This is a genomic window from Trinickia terrae, from assembly GCF_005144415.1.
GTDB classification, from domain to species: domain Bacteria; phylum Pseudomonadota; class Gammaproteobacteria; order Burkholderiales; family Burkholderiaceae; genus Trinickia_A; species Trinickia_A terrae.
This window is the reverse complement of record NZ_SWJE01000020.1, coordinates 1-21965: the sequence shown is the minus strand read 5'-3', so window position 1 is coordinate 21965 and position 21965 is coordinate 1. Positions and strand designations below refer to the sequence as shown.

20 protein-coding genes are annotated in these 21965 nt (G+C 66.9%); 7 read left to right on the top strand and 13 right to left on the bottom strand.

Going from position 1 to position 21965, the window contains the following annotated elements:
- Positions 1–164 precede the first annotated feature (164 nt).
- Positions 165–1424, bottom strand: a complete 1260-nt coding sequence (locus FAZ69_RS28920) for an MFS transporter (RefSeq protein WP_136898519.1) — start codon at positions 1422–1424, stop codon at positions 165–167.
- 351 nt (positions 1425–1775) lie between these two features.
- Here FAZ69_RS28920 and FAZ69_RS28915 point away from each other — a divergent pair, with 351 nt between their 5' ends.
- A complete protein-coding gene (locus FAZ69_RS28915; protein ID WP_136898518.1) occupies positions 1776–3452 on the top strand; it encodes a methyl-accepting chemotaxis protein in 1677 nt (558 codons plus the stop codon).
- 87 nt (positions 3453–3539) lie between these two features.
- Here FAZ69_RS28915 and FAZ69_RS28910 read toward each other — a convergent pair whose 3' ends face one another.
- Genes FAZ69_RS28910 through FAZ69_RS28895 form a run of 4 tightly spaced genes read right to left on the bottom strand, consistent with a single transcriptional unit; the run spans position 3540 to position 8466 of the window.
- Positions 3540–4400, bottom strand: coding sequence for an efflux RND transporter periplasmic adaptor subunit (locus tag FAZ69_RS28910; protein WP_136898517.1), 861 nt, complete (start codon positions 4398–4400; stop codon positions 3540–3542).
- Between the two features lie 24 nt (positions 4401–4424).
- The gene (locus FAZ69_RS28905) at positions 4425–4628 is read right to left on the bottom strand and encodes a DUF1656 domain-containing protein (RefSeq protein WP_169708801.1); all 204 of its coding nucleotides are present in this window, start codon (positions 4626–4628) and stop codon (positions 4425–4427) included.
- Entirely contained in the window at positions 4615–6834 is a 2220-nt protein-coding gene (locus FAZ69_RS28900; RefSeq protein WP_136898515.1) for an FUSC family protein, read from the bottom strand. Before FAZ69_RS28900 ends, FAZ69_RS28905 begins: the two co-directional genes overlap by 14 nt.
- A 12-nt stretch (positions 6835–6846) precedes the next feature.
- Complete coding sequence (locus FAZ69_RS28895) at positions 6847–8466, bottom strand: efflux transporter outer membrane subunit (protein WP_136898514.1); 1620 nt, start codon at positions 8464–8466, stop codon at positions 6847–6849.
- A gap of 158 nt (positions 8467–8624) precedes the next feature.
- Here FAZ69_RS28895 and FAZ69_RS28890 point away from each other — a divergent pair, with 158 nt between their 5' ends.
- Together FAZ69_RS28890 and FAZ69_RS33460 are read left to right on the top strand one after the other, a co-directional pair.
- Positions 8625–9563 carry a LysR family transcriptional regulator gene (locus FAZ69_RS28890; RefSeq protein ID WP_136898513.1) on the top strand — a complete coding sequence of 313 codons (939 nt, stop codon included), beginning with the start codon at positions 8625–8627 and terminating at the stop codon, positions 9561–9563.
- Positions 9564–9731: 168 nt separating this feature from the next.
- Entirely contained in the window at positions 9732–9884 is a 153-nt protein-coding gene (locus FAZ69_RS33460) for a hypothetical protein (protein WP_169708796.1), read from the top strand.
- Positions 9885–9888: 4 nt separating this feature from the next.
- Here FAZ69_RS33460 and FAZ69_RS28885 read toward each other — a convergent pair whose 3' ends face one another.
- Genes FAZ69_RS28885 through wrbA form a run of 4 tightly spaced genes read right to left on the bottom strand, consistent with a single transcriptional unit; the run spans position 9889 to position 13215 of the window.
- Positions 9889–10704: a metallophosphoesterase gene (locus FAZ69_RS28885; protein WP_136898512.1), complete on the bottom strand. Its 816-nt coding sequence runs from the start codon at positions 10702–10704 to the stop codon at positions 9889–9891.
- A gap of 32 nt (positions 10705–10736) precedes the next feature.
- A complete protein-coding gene (locus tag FAZ69_RS28880) occupies positions 10737–12173 on the bottom strand; it encodes an FAD-binding oxidoreductase (RefSeq protein WP_136898511.1) in 1437 nt (478 codons plus the stop codon).
- 26 nt (positions 12174–12199) lie between these two features.
- Positions 12200–12604, bottom strand: coding sequence for a DUF2069 domain-containing protein (locus tag FAZ69_RS28875; protein WP_136898510.1), 405 nt, complete (start codon positions 12602–12604; stop codon positions 12200–12202).
- A gap of 8 nt (positions 12605–12612) precedes the next feature.
- Positions 12613–13215 carry an NAD(P)H:quinone oxidoreductase gene (gene wrbA, locus FAZ69_RS28870; protein ID WP_136898509.1) on the bottom strand — a complete coding sequence of 201 codons (603 nt, stop codon included), beginning with the start codon at positions 13213–13215 and terminating at the stop codon, positions 12613–12615.
- Between the two features lie 125 nt (positions 13216–13340).
- On the opposite strand from wrbA, the gene FAZ69_RS28865 reads away from it, so the two are divergent.
- On the top strand, positions 13341–14657 hold the full coding sequence (locus FAZ69_RS28865; RefSeq protein ID WP_240702509.1) for a YihY family inner membrane protein: 1317 nt from the start codon (positions 13341–13343) through the stop codon (positions 14655–14657).
- Between the two features lie 34 nt (positions 14658–14691).
- On the opposite strand, the gene FAZ69_RS28860 is transcribed toward FAZ69_RS28865, so the two are convergent.
- From FAZ69_RS28860 to FAZ69_RS28850, 3 genes are all read right to left on the bottom strand, one after another.
- Positions 14692–15012, bottom strand: coding sequence for an Mpo1-like protein (locus tag FAZ69_RS28860; RefSeq protein ID WP_136898508.1), 321 nt, complete (start codon positions 15010–15012; stop codon positions 14692–14694).
- A 174-nt stretch (positions 15013–15186) separates the two neighbouring features.
- Complete coding sequence (locus tag FAZ69_RS28855; protein ID WP_136898507.1) at positions 15187–16041, bottom strand: alpha/beta fold hydrolase; 855 nt, start codon at positions 16039–16041, stop codon at positions 15187–15189.
- Positions 16038–17360 carry an O-acetylhomoserine aminocarboxypropyltransferase gene (locus FAZ69_RS28850; RefSeq protein WP_136898506.1) on the bottom strand — a complete coding sequence of 441 codons (1323 nt, stop codon included), beginning with the start codon at positions 17358–17360 and terminating at the stop codon, positions 16038–16040. Before FAZ69_RS28850 ends, FAZ69_RS28855 begins: the two co-directional genes overlap by 4 nt.
- Before the next feature lie 192 nt (positions 17361–17552).
- On the opposite strand from FAZ69_RS28850, the gene FAZ69_RS28845 reads away from it, so the two are divergent.
- The 3 genes from FAZ69_RS28845 to aroC all read left to right on the top strand — a co-directional run bounded on the left by FAZ69_RS28845 (position 17553) and on the right by aroC (position 21394).
- Entirely contained in the window at positions 17553–18014 is a 462-nt protein-coding gene (locus tag FAZ69_RS28845) for a CBS domain-containing protein (RefSeq protein WP_136898505.1), read from the top strand.
- Positions 18015–18250: 236 nt separating this feature from the next.
- Positions 18251–20188 (top strand): MFS transporter, encoded by a 1938-nt coding sequence (locus tag FAZ69_RS28840; protein WP_136898504.1) that lies wholly within the window; start codon positions 18251–18253, stop codon positions 20186–20188.
- A 96-nt stretch (positions 20189–20284) separates the two neighbouring features.
- Positions 20285–21394 carry a chorismate synthase gene (gene aroC / locus FAZ69_RS28835; protein WP_136898503.1) on the top strand — a complete coding sequence of 370 codons (1110 nt, stop codon included), beginning with the start codon at positions 20285–20287 and terminating at the stop codon, positions 21392–21394.
- A 122-nt stretch (positions 21395–21516) separates the two neighbouring features.
- On the opposite strand, the gene FAZ69_RS28830 is transcribed toward aroC, so the two are convergent.
- The coding region (locus FAZ69_RS28830; RefSeq protein WP_169708795.1) for a 4Fe-4S dicluster domain-containing protein at positions 21517–21965 on the bottom strand (449 nt) is incomplete at its 5' end.

The following is a 21965-nucleotide window of genomic DNA, read 5'->3' as shown; positions in this document are numbered from 1 at the left end:
AGCGTCTCACAACCCGGGTTCACCATGACCGTGCTGCTGTGCGTACGAGGTTTCGCATCGGCTTATTCGGATTGGGTCGGCGCGATCCGAAAGCGCAACCCAAAAAAGCAAAAGCGCCGCGGTGTGCGGCGCTTTGGGGCTACGGCTGGTTTGAATCCCTATGCTCAAGGCTTCGCCCGCCTGCCTTCGAGGTCGGGCAGGAACACCGTCAGGATGCCGATCAACGGCAGGAACGAGCAGACCTTGTAGACGAAGTTGATGCTCGTCGCATCCGCGAGCTGGCCGAGCACGGCCGCGCCGACGCCGCCCAGGCCGAACGCGAAACCGAAGAACAGTCCCGCGACCATCCCCACCTTGCCGGGGATGAGTTCTTGCGCATAAACCAGGATCGCGGAGAACGCCGAGGCCAGCACGACGCCGATCACGACCGTCAGCACGCTGGTCCAGAACAGGTTCGCGTACGGCAGGAGCAGCGTGAACGGCGCGACGCCGAGGATCGACACCCAGATCACGTACTTGCGGCCGATGCGGTCGCCGACCGGCCCGCCGATGATCGTGCCCGCCGCGACGGCTGCGAGGAACACGAACAGATGGATCTGCGCGGCCTGCACGGGCAGGTGGAACTTGTCGATCAGATAGAACGTGAAGTAGCTGTTGATGCTCGCGAGATAGAAGTACTTCGAGAACACGAGCAGCACCAGCACGCTCATCGCGAACATCACGCGGCCGCGCGGCAGCGTGGCGTGGGACGCCTGCGCGCTCTTCGCCTTCCTGGTCGCGGGATGCCGTTTGTACCAGCGGCCGATCTGCGAGAGCACGACGATCGCGACGAGCGCGGCGACCGAGAACCACGCGATGCTGCGTTGTCCGTGCGGGATCACGATCAGCGCGGCGAGCAACGGCCCGAGCGACGAGCCGGCGTTGCCGCCGACCTGGAACAGCGACTGCGCGAGGCCGTGCTGTCCGCCCGAGGCCATGCGCGCGACGCGCGACGACTCCGGATGGAACACCGACGAGCCGCAGCCGACGAGCGCCGCGGCGACGAGCAGCACGCCGAAGTTCGGCGCGATCGACATCAGCACGAGCCCCGATAGCGTGAAGCCCATGCCGATCGGCAGCGAATAGGGCTGCGGGCGCTTGTCGGTGTAGAAGCCGACGAGCGGCTGCAGCAGCGACGCGGTGATCTGGTAAGTCAGCGTGATGAGTCCGATCTGCCCGAACGTCAGTGCGAACTCCGCCTTCAGCATCGGGTAGATCGCGAGAATCAGCGACTGGATCATGTCGTTCAGCAGGTGGGCGAAGCTGATCGCGCTCAGCACCGAATAGGCGGTGCGCTGAACTTTGGCGGCGGCGGGCTGTGCCGCGCCGTTGGCCTGGCCGGCGGCCGAGGCGGCGAGGGCGCCTTTGTCGAGGCTCGTTTCCATGGGAGTTGCGAGGGTCGAAAAGTTGGGGAGGGCGCCGCGCCGTCGGGCCGTGCGCAGCGGGTTTTCGGTAATCGTTGAAGAAGTGTAGTGTGGCGCGAGTGAGTTGTAAGGACAAGTTTTGTCGCGAATCAGACGAATCCGGTACAGGTGCGCGGATTTTTGGCCGGTTATAACCCGTCCGGAGCGCATCGCGACAGACCACGCGAGCGTCTCGGCAAGCCGGGTTTACATCAGGGCGCATGACGCTAAAGGAACTGCGGTTCGCTGCCGTTGACCCGGACATCACTAGGCGCGTCTGTGAACCTCACAGGCGCGGCAGCACGTTTTCAAAAGAAGCGGGGATACACCACTATGAAGGCAGTTTCGCTAGGCCGCCGTTCGGGCGCGGGATTCGTACCGGATGACGGGCCGGCCGGCGGCCGTTCGCGCGGCAGCAGCAAGCGCGCGGCCGCGAGCCGGCTCAACAGCTTGTCGGTCAAGGCAACGCTGCGGCTGGCGTTTGCCGTGCTGCTCGCCGGCACGGTCGCGATCGGCGTCTTTTCGCTGACCCAGATCAGCCGCCTGAACGGCTCGACGCAATCGATCTACGATCAGGGCCACGTCGCGAGCCGCGCCGCCGAGGAAGTGCGGGCCGACGTGCTGCGCGCGAGCCGCGCGCAGAAGATGCTGTTGACCGCCACCACCGCCAAGGAGCGCGACGATCTCGGCGGCGACATCGACAAGGGGCTCGGCGCGATCACGACCGAGCTCTCGACGCTCCAGCAATACACCGACGCCTCCGATGGCGATGCGCCCGAGCGCCAGAAGAAGTTCACCGCGGCGGTCTCGACGTGGAGCGACCACCTGCGCGCGTTCGTGACGCTCGTGAAGGCGCAGCCGCTCGACCTGTCGCAGATGAACTGGCAGGTCGGCACGCAGGACGTCTCGCTGCTCGTCGAGACGGGCAAGCTCGAGAAGCTCGTCGACGAACTCGTCGCGTCGCGCGGCACGGCCGCGAAGGCGACGATCGAGGCGTCCGGATTCATCTTCAAGTCGTCGTTCGTGATGATCGCGGCGATGACGGCCGCGCTGTTCGTGTTGGCGTTCGTGATCGGCGAATGGGTCGTGCGGCGCCTCACGAAGCAGCTGGGCGGCGAGCCGGCCTATGCGAAGAACATCGCGAGCCACATCGCGGCGGGCGACCTGTCGCATTCGATCACGGTCGGCAAGAGCGACACGTCGAGCGTGCTCTTCGCGTTGCGCGACATGCAAACCGGCCTTGCCTCGACGGTCGGCGAAATCACCGCGAGCGCCGAGGCGATCGCGCTGGCGGCGGGCGAGATCGCGATGGGCAACCTCGACCTGTCGCAGCGCACCGAGCTGCAGGCGGTGTCGCTCGAGAAGACCGCCACGAGCATGGAAGAGCTGACCTCGACCGTGCGCCAGAACGCCGACAACGCCAAGCAGGCGAGCACGCTCGCGAACAACGCGTCGGAGATCGCGGAGAAGGGCGGCGAGGTCGTGTCGCGCGTCGTCTCGACGATGAACGAGATCAACGACAGCGCCAAGAGCATCGGCGACATCATCGGCGTGATCGAAGGGATCGCGTTCCAGACCAACATCCTGGCGCTCAACGCCGCGGTCGAAGCGGCGCGGGCGGGGGAGCAGGGCCGCGGCTTCGCGGTGGTGGCGGGCGAGGTGCGCAGCCTCGCGCAGCGCAGCGCGCAAGCCGCCAAGGAGATCAAGGGGCTGATCAACGCGTCGCTCGAGCGCGTCGCCAACGGCTCGCACTTCGCGCAGGACGCCGGCCAGACGATGGACGAAGTCGTGAAGGCCGTGAAGCGCGTGACCGACATCATGGGCGAGATCTCGGCGGCATCCTCGGAGCAGAGCGCCGGCATCGACGAGATCGGCCGGGCCGTCACGCAGATGGATTCCAGCACGCAGCAGAACGCGGCGCTCGTCGAAGAGGCGACGGCAGCGGCCCGCTCGCTCGACGATCAGGCGAAGACGCTGAAGCGGCTCGTCGGCAAGTTCAAGCTGCACTGAGGCGCACCGCCGCGCCACAAGAAAACGCGCCGCGCCGGGGAGACCGGCGCGGCGCGTTTGTCATTCGGCGGTGGCTCGTTCAGCCGCTCAGTTGGGCTTCACGATCACCGTGCAGGTCGTGCCCGCGGCCAGCACCAGCCCGTCCGGCACCTCGTCGATGTGGATGCGCACCGGCACGCGCTGCGCGAGGCGCACCCAGTTGAAGGTCGGGTTGACGTCGGCGACGAGGTCGCGGCTCGCCGGGTTGTCGCGATCGTAGATGCCGCGCGAAATGCTCTCGACGTGGCCCTTCAGCACACCGCCGCTCATCAGCCGCATCTCGGCCTTGGCGCCCACCTTCACGCGCGGCAGCTTGGTTTCCTCGAAGTAGCCGTAGACCCAGAACGAGTGGCTGTCGACGATCGCGAGCTTGGCCGCGCCGACCGTCGCGTAGTCGCCCTTGAACACGCTCAGGTTGGTGACGTAGCCGTCGACCGGCGCCACCACGCGCGTGCGCGCCAGGTTCAGCTTGGCGGCGTCGAGCGCGGCGAGCGCCTGCTGGTACTGCGCCTCGGCGCTCGACGCAGTGTGCGTGGCGTTCTCGCGGTTTTCCTTCGACACGACGAGGCTGTCCAGGTCGGCGCGGCGTTTGGCGTCGTCGAGACGCATCTGCAGCTCGGCCTTGCGCGCGGCGACGGCGGCCTGCGCCTGCTCGGCCGCGATCTGGTAGTGCGACGGGTCGATCTGCATCAAGAGGTCGCCCTTCTTGACGAATTGATTGTCCTTGACCGGCAGCTCGACCACCTCGCCCGATACGTCGGGTGCGATGTTGACGATTTCGGCGCGCACGCGGCCGTCGCGGGTCCATGGCTCGTCCATGTAGTAGAACCAGAGCTTGTAGCCGATCAGGATTGCGACGATGCAGATGACGGCGGTCGCGAGAAAGCCGAAGAGTTTTCGGATGATCATGATGTGACTCTTATCAACGCTGAATCAACGGTAAACGGCGAGCCCGAGGAGGCCGCACACGCAGACGAGCAGGCTCGCCCGGAACAAGGAGGGATGCCAGACGAAGCGGTAGAGGCCGGTCCGGGCCAGGACGAGATCGAGCATCCAGGTGAACGCGGCGCCGATCACGCAAAGCAGCACGATGGCCGGCACATAGGCGTCGAGAAGGGCGATTTCACGAGGCATGATGCGCTCCCGATGGGGGCGGGGCAGCCGCGCCGCGGCCGTTGCCCACGAAAGTTTCGAGCGGCGACTGCGGATCGAGCAGCGCCGTGCGGATGAAGTGGAGATGGCTCAGGATGCGCTGCAGCTGGCGCCGCTCCTCGCGCGGCGGCGCGAACGCGACGAGCGTCTGCTGGACCGCCGCGATCGCGTCGCCGGTGGCGGCGAGCGCGGTGTCGAGGCGCTTCGCGTCGGGGCGCGAGAAGAGCGAGGTGATCGCTTCGCGCGTCTTCGCCACCGTCTTGCGCCACGGCATCGTCGCCGCGTAGCGCGGATCGGGCGGCAGCATCGCGAGCTCCTGGCGCAAGTCGATGATCGCATTGCCGACTTCGAGCACGGAGACCAGCCAGCGCAGCGTGTCGCGCCGCACCTCGGGCTCGCGCTCCGCGAGCTGGTGAGCCTGGAACGCCAGATCGCGCGTGCCGCTCTCGAAGCGCGAGCGCACCCGTTCGAGACCCGCGTGGCACGCCATCAAGACCTGGCGGCGCATGTCGGCGAACAGGTGGTTGCGCAGCCACGGCGTGGCGGGCGGCAGCAGGATCGAGAACGCGATCGCCGCGACGCTCGTCGACAGCACGAGTGCGATCGCGTCGTTCATGAACCCCGAGGGGTCGTAATTGATCACGTTGTCCGGGCCGGCGAGGTTGCAGAAGAAGATCAGGTAGCCCGCGCCGTAGCCGGCCAGAGCGGGACGCGTCGACAGGAAGATGCCGAAGGCGAGAAACGGCACGAGCGCGATGCACAGCAGCGCAAAGCCGTCGATGTGCGGATACACGCCGAATTCGACGATAAAGGCGGCGACCACCGAAAGCGCGATGCCGAGGCCCATCTGGTTCGACGTGCGCGTCGGATTCGGCGCGGACGACGCCAGCGCGCACACGGCCGCGGCCGTCGAGACCAGCATCGTGCCGCTCGGCCAGGCCGTGGCGAGCCAGAACCAGCTGAGCGCGGCCATCACGATCGCGCCGCGCAGGCCGGCGACGATCGTCGCGACGAGATTGGTCTTCGGCTCGTAATGCTCGATCCAGCGTTCGCGCGGTTGCGCCTCGACGGCGGCGAGCGACGCGTAGGTCCGCGAGTACTTGAGCATGTCGTCGACGAAGCGGTAGAGCAGCTCGGAGGCGGTGTCGAAGTCGAGCAGCGGGAAACCGGGCCGGTTCTCGAAGGCGGCGCGCTGCTCGCGCACGCGGCGCGGCAGCGCGGCCTTGTAGGCTTCCAGCTCGTCGGCCGCGTAGCCGGCCTCGACGGCGGTCAGGACCGTCGCGCCCTTGGGGTTCAAAAGCGGGGCGATTTCCTTGAAGTACGGCTCGATCGCCTGGATCGCATCGGCCGCGCCGGCGTCGTGCAGGCGGTTCATCAGCTGATGCAGCGCGTGAAAGCGCGTGGAGGCCGTCATGAATTCGCTGTTCAGGCGCGAGAGCTGGCCGCTGCGCTGGCGCGCGTCGGGGCCTTCGAACTCCGTGAGGCTGCGCATCGCCTCGAAGCCGACGATGTCGATGAGAAAGCGCGCGTTGGTCTGCTCGATGTAGGTGCGGTCGGTGCGCCCCGCGAGCGCCGCCGACACGTATTCGACAAACGCGGAAAAGCGCGCGCGCACGGTGGTGCGCATCCGCTCGCCCGTGTGCTGCGGGAAGACCAGCGCGCTGACGATGCCGGCGCAGGCGATGCCGAGCGACACCTCCGACACCCGCGTGAGCGCCGACAGGAACGCGCCGTTCGGCGCCTGCGCCGCCGGCAGGCCGATCAGCGCCGCGGTGTAGCCGGCGAGCAGGAAGCCGTACGAGCGGAAGTTGCGGTTGCGCGCCGCGCCGGCCGTGCAGATGCCGACCCAGATTGCGAGCGCGGTCATGAAGAGCTCGGGACGCTGCGCAAAGAGCCCGACCAGGGTCAGCGTGGCGACGAGCCCGACCAGGGTGCCGCAGAAGCGGTAGAAGCTCTTGGCGAGCACGGCGCCGCTTTGCGGCTGCATGACGATGAAGACGGTCGCCATGGCCGTCTTCGGCTGCGACATCTCGAGCCGCATCGCGATCAGGAGCGTGAGGAACGCGGCCAGCAGCGCCTTGAACAGATAGATCCAGGTGGCGCCATCGGTGCGCGCCCAATCGGCGACGATCGCGTACCAGTCTTGCAGCGTGCGCGGCGTCTGCGGGGTGGAGGAAGCGGGGGAGGACATGGCGGCTGTGCCTCAGGGTGCAGGGCTGGCGCCGGACGCGGCGTTCGCCGGCGCCGCTGCCGCGGTTGGCGACACCGCGTGGACCGCTTTCGCCGCGGTCGACGACACCGCCTCTGCCGCCGCCGAGACTGCCCGCTGCGCGGTGGTCGTGTGGCCCGGCCGGGTATCGGCGGCGGCCGGGCCGTTGGCCGGGTCGTCGAGCCCGCCGCCCAGCGCAGCCATCAGCGACGCATGGGCGACCAGCTGCTCGGCCTGGATGCGCGCGACGCCTTGCTGCGCGTTGAGCCACTGCGTTTGGGCGACGATCACGTTGACGTAGTCGGTGAGCCCGCGCCGGTAGCCTTCGCGCGAGAGGTCGAAGCTCTTCTTGGCCGCCGCGACCGAGCGTTGCGCATCCTGCGCCTGCGTGCCGAGCGAACGCATCCGCACGACCTGGTCGGAGACGTCCTTGAGTGCGGAGACGATCGTCCGGTTGTAGTTCTCGACGGCCTGGTCGTAGCCTGCGGCCGCCGCGCCGAGCTGGCTGCGCAGCGCGCCGCCGTCGAAGATCGGCAGCGACAGCGCGGGGCCCGCGGTCCAGCTGCCGTTCTGCGCCCTCAGGAATTCGAAGAGCGGGCCGCCGACCGCATAGCCGCCGAGCGACGCGGCCAGGTTGATGTTCGGATAAAACGCCGCCTTGGCGACGTCGATGCCGCGCGCCTCCCCCGCCACGGTCCAGCGGGCGGCGACGATGTCCGGGCGATGGCCGATCAGGTCGGCCGGCAGCGTGGACGGCAGGCTGGCGGGCGCGGCCAGCGACAGCGTGGGGCGCAGGATCGAATCGCCCGCTCCCGGGCCTTTGCCGAGGAGCGCGGCAAGCTGGTTGCGGTCGAGCGCGATCGATTCTTCGAGGGCGTCGATTTGCCGCTCGTATTCGGGAACCGGCGCTTCTGTCTGGCTCACTTCGAGTTGCGTGCCGAGGCCGCCGGCGAGCCGCCGGTGCGCGAGCGCCACGAGCTGCTTCTGCTGCTCGAGCGTCTCTTTGGCGATATCGAGCAGCGCGTAGTCCTTCGACAAATCGACATAGGCGCGCACGACGTTCACTTCTAGCTCGAGCTGCGCGGCGCGCGCGTCGGCGGCCTGGGCGTGGGCGGTGTCGAGCGCGCGCTCGAGGGCGTTCTCGTCGCCGCCCCAAAGGTCGAGGTGGTAAGACAGGCCGATGGTCCCGGTGTTGTTGTACGTGTTCTCGTTCGCGAGCGTGCCCGGGCCGTAGTAGAGCGGGTTGTCCGCCCAGTGCTGGCGCTGCAGCGACAGGCTGCCGTTCACCTGCGGCGCGAGAGCCGCCTGGGCCCGGCCGGCGATCGCCAGCGCTTCGCGCACGCGGGCCTGCGCGGCCGCGAGCGTCGGGCTGCCGGCGCTCGCGGCTTCGACGAGCGTATTCAATTGCGGGTCGCCGTAGGCGCGCCACCAATCGGCTGCGGGCCATTGGGCATTGGCGTCGGCCGCGCGCACGGCCTGGCCGATATCGAATGCGGACGGGTCGGCCGCTTTGCTTTGCGGGGCAATGCCTCCGGTACTGGCACATCCGGTAATTATTGTTGAGAATGCAAGAAAGGCGAGCGCGATACTACCTTTCATGACCGGAGACTGCACGATTCTCTCCTTAAATGACTATATAAACCTGCTTGGGATTATATTTTTTGAGAGATTATCGAATAACCAGTAAAGATGTAATGGTTATTTACGAAAACTGAGACAATAGATATTTCAGATCGTGTAACAATCGGCCGAACTCAAGAAGGGAACGTAGTATGGACACGCTGCAAAACATGCGCGTATTCGTCCGTGTCGTCGAAGCGGGGAGCTTCACGGCCGCCGCGCAGCACCTGAACACCACCACCGCCTACGCGTCGCGCGCCGTATCCGATCTGGAAGCGCACCTGCGCACGCGGCTTCTGAACCGCACGACACGCCGCATCGCGCTCACCGAGGCCGGCGAGCGCTACTTGCAGCGCTGCGAGCAGATCCTCGCCTACGTCGACCAGGCCGAGGCCGAGGCGAGCGACGCTCACGCGCATCCGTCGGGCAAGCTCAAGATCCACGCAATGAGCAGCTTCGGCATGCATTACGTCGTGCCGGCGATCGGCCGCTACCGGAAGCGCTATCCCGACGTCGACATCGACCTGACGCTCGCGCAGCGCATTCCCGATCTGCTCGACGAGGGCTACGACGTATCGCTCGTGCTCGGCTACGACCTGCCGGACTCGGGGCTCGTCTCGCACCGGCTCGGCAGCGCGTTCAGCGTGGCGTGCGCCGCGCCGGCGTATCTCGAGGCGCGCGGCGTGCCGAAGGTTCCTTCCGATCTCGAACATCACGTTTGCCTGCACATGGCCGCGCCGACGCTCGCGGCCGGCAAATGGACCTTCGACGGCCCGAACGGGCAGGAGACCTTCACCCTGCCGCCGTCGACGTTCCAGGTCAACGTCGCCGAGGCGATGGCCGTGGCGGTGCGCGAAGGCATGGGCGTCTCCATCCTGCCGACGTATTCGGCGATTCAATGGCTCAAGAGCGGCGAGCTCGTCTGGGTCATGCCGGAGTACACCTCGCAGCCGATGAACGTGTATGCGCTGTATCCGTCGCGCCAGTATCTCGATGCGAAGATCCGCACCTGGGTCGACTTCCTGCGCGAGGAACTACCCGCCACGCTCGCCGCCGATCAGGCCGCATTGCGCCAGTTTGCGCGGACTTGAGCGGCACGGCGATGAAACTCCCGGCGGCGCGGCGCCGGTCGATGCGCCGAACGCGCCGCCTGGCGATCGCTGTTACAGATTGGCGGTGCGGCAACACTTCTTTACGCCTCGCCGACGGGTGATTTGCTACCGTGTCGTCATTGCAACGACATCGAAAGAAGGGAATTCATGAATACGCATCTGCTGATCGGCGTTGCCGTCATGTTCGGTCTGATCGGTTTCGCCGCGTCGCGCGACCTGTTGCGCCGGCTGAAAATCCAGACGCAGCTCGTAACGGTTCCCGTGAATCGCGCAGCCAGGCCCGCACGCGCCGAGCGCTGAGCGCTCAAATCTCGACGACTTTGTCCCACGCGAAGTCCGGGTTCTCCAGCCGGCGCGTCCGGCGGTCGACATAGCCGCGCGGATTGCAGACGACGCGCGTGCCGTTGACCGTATAGTCGAACGCGGTATGCGTGTGTCCATGGATCCAGAGCGCGACCGGCTCGCGGACGAGCTCCTCCAGATCGCTGATGAAGCCCGCCGACACCAGGTCGTTCGCATAGCGCGCCGCGAGACTCAGCCGGTGCGGCCCGTGGTGCGTCACGACGATCGTCTTCCCCTCGAAAGGTTTCGCCAGTTCCGCTTCCAGCCAGGCGCGCGCATGACGGTGCAGCGCGAGCGTATCGGCCGGCGTGAAGTCGCGCGTCGCGCCGGCATCCGGCGCGCCGGCCTCGGGCCACGCCACCTGGATCAGGCCGCGAAAATCCAGCATCACCTTCCTGGCTGCGGCGATCGATTGCGCCCGCGCGTCGCCGGTTGCGCCGAACAGCTCGAAATCCGTCCACAGCGTCGTGCCGAGCACGCGCCAGCGGCCCTCCGGATCGACGAGCACGCCGTTGTTCAGGTAGTGCACGTTGTCGATGCAGCCGGCCGCGTCGCGCATCGCCGTCTCCAGCGCGCCGAATTCGCCGTCGTAATACTCGTGATTGCCGGGCACATAGACCACGGGCACCTGCGCGTCGAACGCCTCCGCGGCCCAGCGCAGGCCTTCGGCGTGGTTGTGGATGTCGCCGGCCAGCACGACCAGATCCGCGCCCGCGTGCGGAATCACTTCCGGCTCGTCGCATTCGAGGTGCAGATCGGACAGCACGCGGATTTTCACGGGCGCATCTCCTGCTGGTCGGTGGCGATGCCTTAGCGTAGCACCTTGCCGGGATTCATCAGGCCCGCCGGATCGAGCGCCGCCTTCACCGCCTGCATCAGCCGCACTTCGACGGCGGATTTATAGTGCGCCGCTTCGTCGATCTTCAATTGCCCGAGGCCGTGCTCCGCGCTGATGCTGCCGCCGTGCGCGTGCACGCTGTCGTAGACGATCCGGTTGATTCCGGCCTGGTGCTGCGCGAGGAACGCTTTCGCATCGCCGCCTTCGGGCGCCTGCACGTTGTAATGCAGGTTGCCGTCGCCGAGATGGCCGAACGTGACCATGCGCGCACCCGGGACTGCCTGTGCGATCGCCGCGTCGGTCGTGTCGATGAATGCGCCGATGCGCGAGATCGGCACCGCGATGTCGTGCTTGATGTTCAGCCCTTCCTCGGCCTGCGCGAGCGGGATGTGCTCGCGCAAGTCCCAGAACGCGCGCGATTGCGCGAGGTTCTCGGCGACCACCGCATCGGCGACGAGGCCATCCTCCAGCGCGGTCTCCATCAGACGCTCGAAGATCGCGCGCGCGTGTTCTTCGCTCTCGCTGTCGGACAGCTCGAGCAGCACGATCTGGCCGTGCGCCGCGCCGAACGGATAGCGCAGCTGCGGGAAGTGCTTGCCGACGAGCCGCAGGCAGAAATCGGACATCAACTCGAAGCCGGTCAGAAGCGGCCCGGTGAAGCGCTGCGTGAGCGCAAGGAAATCGAGCGCCGCATGCGGCGACTCGAGCGCGGCGAGTGCCGTCACGCGCGCGGCCGGCTGCGGATGCAGCTTCATGACGGCCGCCGTGATGATGCCGAGCGTGCCTTCCGCACCGATGTAGAGATCGCGCAGGTCGTAGCCGGTGTTGTCCTTGCGCAGGCCGCGCAGGCCGTTCCAGATCTCGCCTTGCGGCGTCACGACTTCGAGGCCGAGGCAGAGCTCGCGCGTGTTTCCGTACCGCAGCACGCCGGTGCCGCCCGCGTTCGTCGAGAGATTGCCGCCGATCGTGCAGCTGCCCTCGGCCGCCAGCGACAGCGGGAAAAGCCGGCCGGCTTCCTGCGCGCGCGCCTGGACTTCGGCGAGGATTACGCCGGCTTCGACGGTGATCGTGTTGTTGTGCGCGTCGAGCTCCCGCACGCGGTTCAGGCGCGCGAGGCTCACGAGCGCTTGCGCGCCGCTCGCATCGGGCGTCGCGCCGCCCGCGAGCCCCGTGTTGCCGCCTTGCGGCACCAGCGCGACGCGATGCTCGAGCGCAAGCCGGACGATGGCTGCGACTTCCTCGGTCGTGGCGGGCCGCAGCACGGCACAGGCGGCGCCTTGGTAGCGGCGGCGCCAGTCGGTCAGGAAGGGGGCGGTGTCGTGCGCGTCGGTCAGCACGTGCGCGGCGCCGATCGCTTCGCGGCATGCCGCGACGAAAGTTTGGCCGGTGGCGTTGGCGGAGTCGGTCATGGGTGTCTCCAGTCTCTCGATAGTCGTTATGTGCTGGCGTCGCGCCTCGCCGCGCGGGCGGCGCGCTTGAACGGGGCGACATAGCCCAGCGCGCAAACGAAGAACGCCATGGCGAGCGCGGCCTCGATCCAGCCGAGCCGCGCGGACCATCCGGCATCCGTCATGCCGCGCACGATGCCCTCGGCGAAATAGAGGAGGATCAGCATCGACGCCCATTGGAACGTATAGACGCGGCGCTTGAGTACGCCGAGAAGCGGCAGCAGGAGCGGCACCGCCTTGAGCACGAGCGCCGAGCCGCCGGGGTGCAGCGGCGCGAGCCAGCCCTCCCAGGCCACCGCGAGCGCGATCAGCGCGACGAGGGACACCGCCGCGCCAAGCGCGCAGCCGCGGCGCGGGATCACTTCGGGGCTTGCCTGCTTCGTTTGCGTCACGGGTGCGCCTACAGCCGCTCGTTGAGCTGGGCGGCCGCGCGCGCGACGCGCACGCCGAGCGTGATCGCGAGCGTCTTTTCGTCGGCGGTGATGCCGCTTTCGCTTGCGCCGGCGCGCGCGTGATGCGACGCGCCGTACGGCGTGCCGCCGCTTTGCGTCGTGGTGAGCGTGCTCTCGGTGTACGGGATCCCGACGATCAGCATGCCGTGATGCAAGAGCGGCAGCATCATCGACAGCAAGGTCGATTCCTGTCCGCCATGAAGGCTTCCCGTCGACGTGAACACGCACGCTGGCTTGCCGGCGAGCGCGCCCGACAGCCACTGTGGCGTGGTGCCGTCGAGGAAGTATTTGAGCGAGGCGGCCATGTTGCCGAAGCGGGTCGGCGAGCCAAGGGCGAGGCCGGCGCATTCCTCGAGGTCGCGCAGCTCCGCGTAGGGCGGGCCGTCGGCGGGGATGTCGGGCTGCGTCGCTTCGCAGACGGTCGATACGGGAGGGACGGTGCGGAGGCGCGCCTGCATGCCGGGGACGCTGTCGATGCCTTGCGCGATCGCGAGTGCGAGTTCGCGGGTGGCGCCATGACGGCTGTAATAGAGTACGAGAACGTCTTTCATAAACCTCTCAAGAAAACGCCGGACTGCCCCGCACAGCGACAGGGTTGGGGCGCTTTTTGGTGAGCGGCTATTATAGGGGGCTGAGGTCGCCGCTGCCCGGCGCCAGCCGGAGAAGGAGAAGGTTTTTGCCGAAGCTGAGCTTCAATTTCGACACGATCAAGCGCCTTGCGCAGTTCGCCGCGAAGCGCAGCGGCGAGGATCGCATTCCGCAGGTGGCCGGCAGCCTCACGTTCACGACGATGCTCGCTCTCGTGCCGCTCGCGACCGTGGCGTTCGCGCTGTTCACGGCGTTCCCGATTTTTTCGTCGTTCCAGGCTTCGCTGCAGGGTTTCCTGGCCGAACACCTGATGCCCGACCAGATCAACAATCAGATCTTCCGCTACCTGAACCAGTTCGCGACCAAGGCCAAGGGCCTCACGACGATGGGGATGATCGTGCTGTTCGTCACCGCCGTGATGACGATGATGACGGTCGAATCGGCGTTCAATGTGATCTGGCGCGTGACCAAGCCGCGGCCGTTCGCGCAGCGCGTGCTCGTCTATTGGTCGATCGTGACGCTCGGGCCGCTCCTGATCGGCGTGAGCCTGTCGATCTCGTCGTACCTGTTCACGCGCTCGCCCATCTTCGCCGGCTTGCGTGTTTCGGCGCTGATCGACTGGGCCCTGACCGGGGCCGCGCTGCCGCTCACGGCGCTTGCGTTCACGATGCTCTACGTCTACATGCCGAACTGCATCGTGCAATGGCGCGATGCGATGGTCGGCGGCATTTGCGCCGCGGTGGCGTTCGAGCTGACGAAGCGCGGCTTCGGCTTTTACGTGCGCCGCATTCCGACTTATACGGCGGTCTACGGCGCGTTCGCCACCGTGCCGATGTTCCTGCTCTGGATGTACCTGTGCTGGTTCATCACGCTGGCGGGGGCGATGATCGCGTCGGCGCTGCCCGCCATCCGCATCGGCCAGTTTCACCGGCAGCGCTACCCGGGCGGCGACCTGCTCGACGCGCTCGAATTGCTCGCGCGCCTCGACGAAGCACGCGAGGCCGGCAAGCCGGGACACACGGTCACGGAGCTCGCGCGCATGCTCCGCTGCGACATGGATACCGCCACGGACCTCATTGCGAAGCTCGGCAAGCGCGAGTGGGTGGCGCGCCTCGAGAACGACGGTCGCGGTGGTCCGGCGCGCTACGTGCTGCTCGCGAATCCGTCGCAGATCACCGTCGGGCGTCTGTTCGACCTGTTCGTAATCGACAAGGCCGAGCTCGAGTATCAGTTGAGGCTCGAGCCGACGCGGGTCGATTGCGCGACGCTGCTGGGTGCGCTCGACAACGAGAAATTGAACGTTTCGCTGGCGGCATTGCTGGCCGCGCGCGATGCGCTGGCAGCGCGGGCCGCGGCCGATGCCAGCGGCGCGCAATCGATGCAGCACCACGCCGCGGGCCTGTGACGCGACGCGGCTTGGCCGGTTTCGGCCCGGCGCGCTACAGGGATATCTTCCCCACGCAAATATCCTTGAACATCACCCAGTCGCCCATCAGGCTGTACACCGGGTGGCGGAAGGTGGCGGGGCGGTTCTTCTCGAACGCGAAGTGGCCGACCCAGGCGAACCCGTAGCCGCAGACGATGGCGGCCGGCAGCCAGAGCCAGTCGCCGGTCGCGATCGCCATGGCCAGGCAGCCGATCACGCCCAGCGAGCCGACGAAGTGCATCCGGCGGCACATCACGTTGCGATGCTCCCCGAGATAAAACGGATAGAACTCCGCGAAATTCGCGAAGTGTTCGGTGTGAGCGGTGTGTGCCATCGTCGCCTCCGTTTCCCTTTTGCTCTTCGCCCCGTGGCGGGCTTCCGCGCGCCGGCCGGTTGCGCAAGCTCGCGTGAGCAATCGAGCAAATTCAATCGCGTCAAGTAGTTAGATTCATTTTGCTGCGATCGATGCGGGCTTGCAACTCGGCCATTCGGCAGATGGTGCGTTCGCTCACGCCGGGCTATCCTGGATCGGCCGAGGCGCGTTGCGAAGCGGCGCGGCGAAGCCGAACAGCGCATCGAGCGTGGCGTCGGGCTGCTCGGTCATCAGCGCGTGGCCGCCGTCGAGCGTCACCGTGTCGACGGCGGCGCCGGCCGCGGCCAGCGCATCGGCGAGCGCGCGCGTGGCGCGTGGGGGCGTCATCGCGTCCTTCTTGCCGACAACGAGGCGCACGGGGCAACGCACCTGCGCCGCGCGCGCGAGCCCGTCGGCATATTGGTTGCACGCCGTGAAGTCGGTATGGAAGAGCCGTGGTTCGCCGCGTGCCGCGACACGCTCCATCAGGCGCTGGTTCATGCCGTGCAGCCAGAAGCCCGGGCCGGGGGCGGACGGCTTGGCGGCGAGCGTCGAATGCGACCAGCGGTTGACGAGTTCGATCGCCACGCTCTCGCGGTTGAGCGCCGCGTCGAGCAGCGCGTCGGAGACGGTCATCGGCACGGCGGTCGCGACGAGCGCCACGCGGGCGGCGCGCGCCGGATAGCGGCCGGCGAAGTCGAGGGCCACGAGCGAGCCCATGCTGTGTCCGGCGACGAACGCGGCATCGACACCGGCTGCGTCGAACAACGCGGCGAGCCAGTCCGCGAGCTCGCCGATGGTCGCCGCCGCCGGGCCGGCGCTGCGGCTGTGGCCGGGCAGGTCGACGGCCAGCACGTTGAAGCCGTGATGGGCGAAGTAGCGGCTTTGCAGGCCCCACACGCTGTGATCGTGCTGCGCGCCGTGAATGAAGACGGCGGTGGGCCGGGCGCGGTCGAAGGCCTTGCCGCCGGTGTAGGCGTAGGCGGCGGCGCCGTTGATGTCGAGGATCACGATGCTCCCTTGTTTGCGCCAGCCGTTCCGGACTGCGCCTTCACCGCCGCCTTGAGCGCACGCTTGAGATCGTCGATCAGGTCGTCGGCATCTTCGAGCCCGATCGACAGCCGGATCGTGCCCTCCGTGATGCCGGCGCCGGCGAGCGCCGCGGCGTCCATCCGGAAGTGTGTAGTCGAGGCCGGATGGATGACGAGCGAGCGCGCATCGCCGACGTTCGCCAGATGCGAGAACAGCGTGAGCGTTTCGATGAAGCGGCGGCCCGCGGCGCGATCGCCGCGCAGGTTGAAGCTGAACACGGCGCCCGCGCCGCGCGGCAGCAGCCGCTTGGCGAGCGCGTGATCGGGATGCGAGTCGAGCTCCGGATAGGCGATGGATTCGACTGCGGGATGCGCCGCCAGAAACTCGACGACCCGGCGCGTGTTCGCGACGTGCCGCTCCATGCGCAGCGGCAGCGTCTCGATCCCTTGCAGCAGTTGCCAGGCGGCCTGAGGGTGCAGGCAGGCGCCGAAGTCGCGCAAGCCTTCGCGGCGTGCGCGCAGCAGGAACGGCGCGACGGTGCTCTCCTCGGCGAACACCATGCCGTGAAAGCCGTCGTAGGGCTCGGTGAGTTCCGGGAAGCGGCCCGAAGCGACGAAGTCGAACGTGCCGCCATCGACTAGTACGCCGCCGATCGTCGTGCCGTGGCCGCCGAGGAATTTCGTCGCCGAGTGGTAGACGAAATCGGCACCGTGCTCGAACGGTTTCAGCAGATACGGCGTGGTGAAGGTCGAGTCGACAAGGAGCGGCACGCGGTGCTCATGGGCGATCTGCGCGACGGCGGCGATGTCGAGCACGTCTAGCCCCGGGTTGCCGAGCGTCTCGCCGAACAGGAGGCGCGTGTTTGGGCGCAGCGCCGCACGCCAGGCGTCATGGTCGCCTGGCTTGACGAAGGTCGTCTCGATGCCGAAGCGCCGCAGCGTATAGCTCAGCAGGTTGTGCGAGCCGCCGTACAGCGCGTTCGATGCGACGATGTGCGAGCCCGCGCCCATCAGCGTCGCGATCGCGAGGTGCAGCGCGGCCTGGCCGCTCGCGGTGCCGATCGCGCCCGCACCGTTCTCGAGCGCGGCGACGCGCTCTTCGAAGACGGCCACGGTCGGGTTCGAAATCCGCGAGTAGACATGGCCCGCGCGCTCCATGTTGAAGAGTGCGGCGGCATGGTCGGTGTCGCGGAACGTGAAGGATGTGGTCTGGTAGATCGGCGTGGCGCGCGCGCCGGTTGCGGGATCGGGGGCAGCGCCGGCATGCAGCGCAAGCGTGTCGAAACGATTGGCGGACATCGGAATCGGCGGGCCGTTTTTCTCGAACGGCGCCCGCGAAGGTTGAAGTGCCGGCCATCGTATCACTGCGCGGCTTGGCTTCGAGCCGGTCGCGGGCAAACCCGGAGGGCCGCGAGCGGGTGCCCTCGCTTTCCTTTTGAGGGGCTTTCCGTTACGATCAAAAATCAGTTGTGCTTTATCGGGAGACAAATTATGCGAGTCAGCGACATTCTAAAAGTCAAGGGCAACACCCTGTTTACGGTTACGCCCGATACGTCGCTGCATGAGGCAGTGGATACGATGGCCGAACACGACATCGGCTCGCTCGTCGTGATGGAGTATGGCGAGCTGGTCGGCATGCTGACGTTCCGCGAAATCATCATGACGCTGCACAGGAATGCGGGGAGCGTCGGCACCTCGTCGATTCGCAAGGTGATGGACGACCATCCGATCACCTGCACGCCGGAAACCGACGTCAACGAAGTGCGCCGGATGATGCTCGAGCATCACGTCCGTTATCTGCCGGTGCTCGAAAGCCGCACGCTGATGGGCGTGATCTCGTTCTACGACGTGGCGAAGGCCGTGGTCGAAGAGCAGGGCTTCGAGAACCGCATGCTGAAGGCCTATATTCGCGACTGGCCGGAGCAAGAGCAGGAGCAACGGGAAACGCGTTGACCCGCCGCGAGATGCAGGGGTGGGCGCGTCTGCCAAACCACCATGTTGCATTGCGGCATGATGTGATGCAGAGAGAAGCTATCCGGGAAATAAGCGCGCACTCGAGGCGCGCTTTTTCTTGGGTCCCATGCAACGCCCGCGCCGGATCGTTTCGCATCAGTGCCATACCATTGCGCCAAACTACGAAGGCCACTAACGCGGCCGGCGACGGCTTCCCCCAATAATTCCCCGACCGCATGAGCGATCAACCCATGCCTGCTGCGCAACCGGCGCGCCGCGCCGAACGTGAACATCACTCCCAGTTCGGCCTGCTGCGCGAGCGCCGCTTCGCGCCTTTTTTCTGGACGCAGTTTCTCGGCGCGCTCAACGACAACGTGTTCAAGGTCGGCTTCTCGTCGCTCGTGACGTATCAGACGGCGCGCTTTTCCGGCGTCGATGCGAAAACGGCGGCATTCCTGATCTCGGCGATTTTCATCGTCCCGTTCGTGCTCTTCTCGGCGACCTCCGGGCAGATCGCCGACAAATACGACAAGGCGACGCTCACGCGCTTTGTGAAGACCTTCGAAATCGCCGTCATGGCGGTGGGCGGCGCGGGATTCTGGATGCACAGCGCGCCGCTGCTCTACCTCTGCACGTTCCTGATGGGTGTCCATTCGACGCTGTTCGGCCCCGTCAAGTACGCGTACCTGCCGCAGCATCTGGGCGATCGGGAACTGGTGGGCGGCAACGGCCTCGTCGAGATGGGAACCTTCGTCGCGATCCTGATCGGCACGATCATCGGCGGCGCGGCGGCCGGGTTCGCTGCGCACGGCGCCGTGATCCTCGCCTTCGGTTGCGTCGCGATCGCCCTTGCCGGGCGCACGGTATCGGCGTTCGTGCCGGTGTCGCCGGCGCCGCAGCCGGATCTGCGGATCAACTGGAACCCGGTCACCGAGACCTGGCGCAACCTCTCGCTTGCGCGCGAAAACCGCACGGTGTTCCTGAGCCTGCTCGGCATTTCCTGGCTCTGGTTCGTCGGCGCGACGTTTCTCACTTCGTTCTTCAACTTCGCGAAAGACGTGCTCTCGGCGAACCCGGACGTCGTCACGGTGCTGCTCGCCACGTTCTCGTTCGGCATCGGCATCGGGTCGCTGCTATGCGAGCGGCTGTCGAAGCGGCGCGTCGAAATCGGGCTCGTGCCGCTCGGGTCGATCGGCATGAGCGTGTTCGCCATCGATCTCTACTTCGCGAGCCATGCGCTGCCGCTGGCGGGTCATCTGCTATCGGTCGGCGAATTTCTTGCTGGGCTCGGGCACTGGCGCATCCTTGCCGACTTGTTTCTGCTTGCGATGTTCGGCGGCTTCTACAGCGTTCCGCTTTACGCGCTGATCCAGAGCCGCAGCCAGCCGACGCATCGCGCACGCATCATCGCCGCGAACAACATCCTGAACTCGTTCTTCATGATCGTGTCGGCGCTGATGGCGATCGCGCTGACGTCGCTGGGCGTGAGCATTCCCGGCATCTTCCTGACCACGGCGCTGTTGAACGTCGTGGTCGCGGGCTACATTTACTCGCTCGTGCCGGAGTTCCTGCTGCGGTTCATCGCCTGGGTGCTCGTGCATACGTTCTATCGCATCCGCCTCGTGCATTCGGAGCGCATTCCGGAGACAGGCGCCGCGGTGCTGGTCTGCAATCACGTGAGCTTCGTCGATGCGGTCGTCATCATGGCCGAGAGCCCGCGGCCGATCCGCTTCGTGATGGACCACCGCATCTTCCGCACGCCATTTACGGGCTGGCTGTTCCGGCATGCGAAAGCGATCCCGATCGCGCCGGCGCACGAGGACGCGGCGCTCCTCGCACGTGCTTACGATGCATGCGCCGATGCGTTGGCCGAGGGCGAGCTCGTCTGCATCTTTCCCGAGGGCAAGCTGACGAAGACCGGCGAGCTCAATCCGTTCCGTCACGGGGTGAGCGAGATCGTCCAGCGCGCGCCGGTGCCGGTCGTGCCGATGGCGCTGCGCGGCCTGTGGGGCAGCGTGTTCTCGCGCGCGGAAGACGCGCATTGGCCGCGGCCGGTCAGGAAGGGCGTGATGAGCCGCCTGACGCTCGCCGTGGCGGAGCCGCTCGAGCCGCATGCGGCCACGCCGGAGGTGCTGCAGCGCATCGTCGGCGAGCTGCGCGGGGCGCGCAAATGAGGCCGTCATGAGCCGGGGGCCGGTTGTGCGAGGGCGCGGCGAGATTAACCGGCTGGTATAGTAACGGTCTCCCCGATTTCCTTTTGGACGACGCTCATGTCCGGCAATACTCTCGGTACGCTTTTTACCGTCACGACGTTCGGTGAATCGCATGGTCCCGCCATCGGCTGCGTGATCGACGGCTGCCCCCCGGGCATGGCATTGACCACTGAAGACATCCAGATCGAACTCGACCGCCGCAAGCCCGGCACGTCGCGCCACGTGACGCAGCGCCAGGAGGAGGACAAGGTCGAGATCCTGTCGGGCGTGTTCGAGAACGTGACGACCGGCGCGCCGATCGCCCTCTTGATCCGCAACACGGACCAGCGCAGCAAGGACTACGGCAACATCGCCGAGACCTTCCGCCCTGGCCACGCCGACTACACCTACTGGCAGAAATACGGCGTGCGCGACTATCGCGGCGGCGGCCGCTCGTCGGCGCGCCTGACCGCGCCGACGGTTGCCGCGGGCGCAGTCGCGAAGAAGTGGCTGCGCGAGCGTCTAGGCGTCGAAGTGCGCGGCTACATGAGCGCGCTCGGCGAGATCGACGTGCCGTTCGTCGATTGGGCGCACGTGCGCGAGAACCCGTTCTTCGTGCCGAACGCTGACATCGTGCCGCAGTTGGAAGCCTATATGGATGCTCTGCGCAAGGATGGCGACTCGATCGGAGCACGCATCAAGGTGGTGGCGTCGGGCGTGCCGGTCGGCCTTGGCGAGCCGCTGTTCGATCGCCTGGACGCCGACATCGCGCACGCGATGATGGGCATCAACGCGGTGAAGGGCGTCGAGATCGGCGCGGGCTTCGCGAGTGTTGCGCAACGCGGCTCGGAGCATGGCGACGAGCTGACGCCGGCTGGCTTCGTCGGCAACCATGCCGGCGGCGTGCTCGGCGGTATTTCGACGGGGCAGGACGTTACTGTGTCGATCGCGATCAAGCCGACCTCGAGCATCCGCACGCCGCGCCGCTCGATCGACAAGGCGGGCGAGCCGGCTGTCGTCGAGACGTTCGGCAGACACGACCCGTGCGTCGGCATTCGCGCGACGCCGATTGCCGAGGCGATGCTCGCGCTGGTGCTGATCGATCACGCGCTGCGCCATCGGGCGCAATGCGGTGACGTGGTCGTGGCGACGCCGAAGATTGCCGCAAGCGCGCCGCCGGGAGCGTAAGCGATAAGGCGAGGGCCGCAATAAAAATGGGCGCTGCAAAGAGCGCCCATTTTTTTCGTGTCGGCCCGAGTTAGCGCTTTAGCGCTTACTCGGGTCCCATGCAAAGCTGACCGCGGTCCGCGTCACATGCCCGGATAGTTCGGCCCGCCGCCGCCCTCGGGCGTGACCCATACGATGTTCTGCGTCGGGTCCTTGATATCGCAGGTCTTGCAGTGCACGCAGTTCTGCGCGTTGATTTGCAGGCGGTCGCTGCCGTCGTCGTGCTTCACGAACTCGTAGACCGCCGCCGGGCAGAAGCGCCCCTCCGGCCCCGCATAGGTGCGCAGGTTCACGCTCACCGGCACTGACGCGTCCTTGAGCGTCAGATGCGCCGGCTGGTTCTCCTCGTGGTTCGTGTTCGAGATGAACACCGAGGACAAACGGTCGAACGTCAGCTTGCCGTCCGGCTTCGGATACGCGATCGGCTTGCATTGCGAGGCGGGCTTGAGCATCTCGTGGTCCCAGTGCTGGTGGTGCAGCGTCCACGGCACGTTGCCGCCCAACAGCTTCTGCTCGATGCCCACCATCAGCG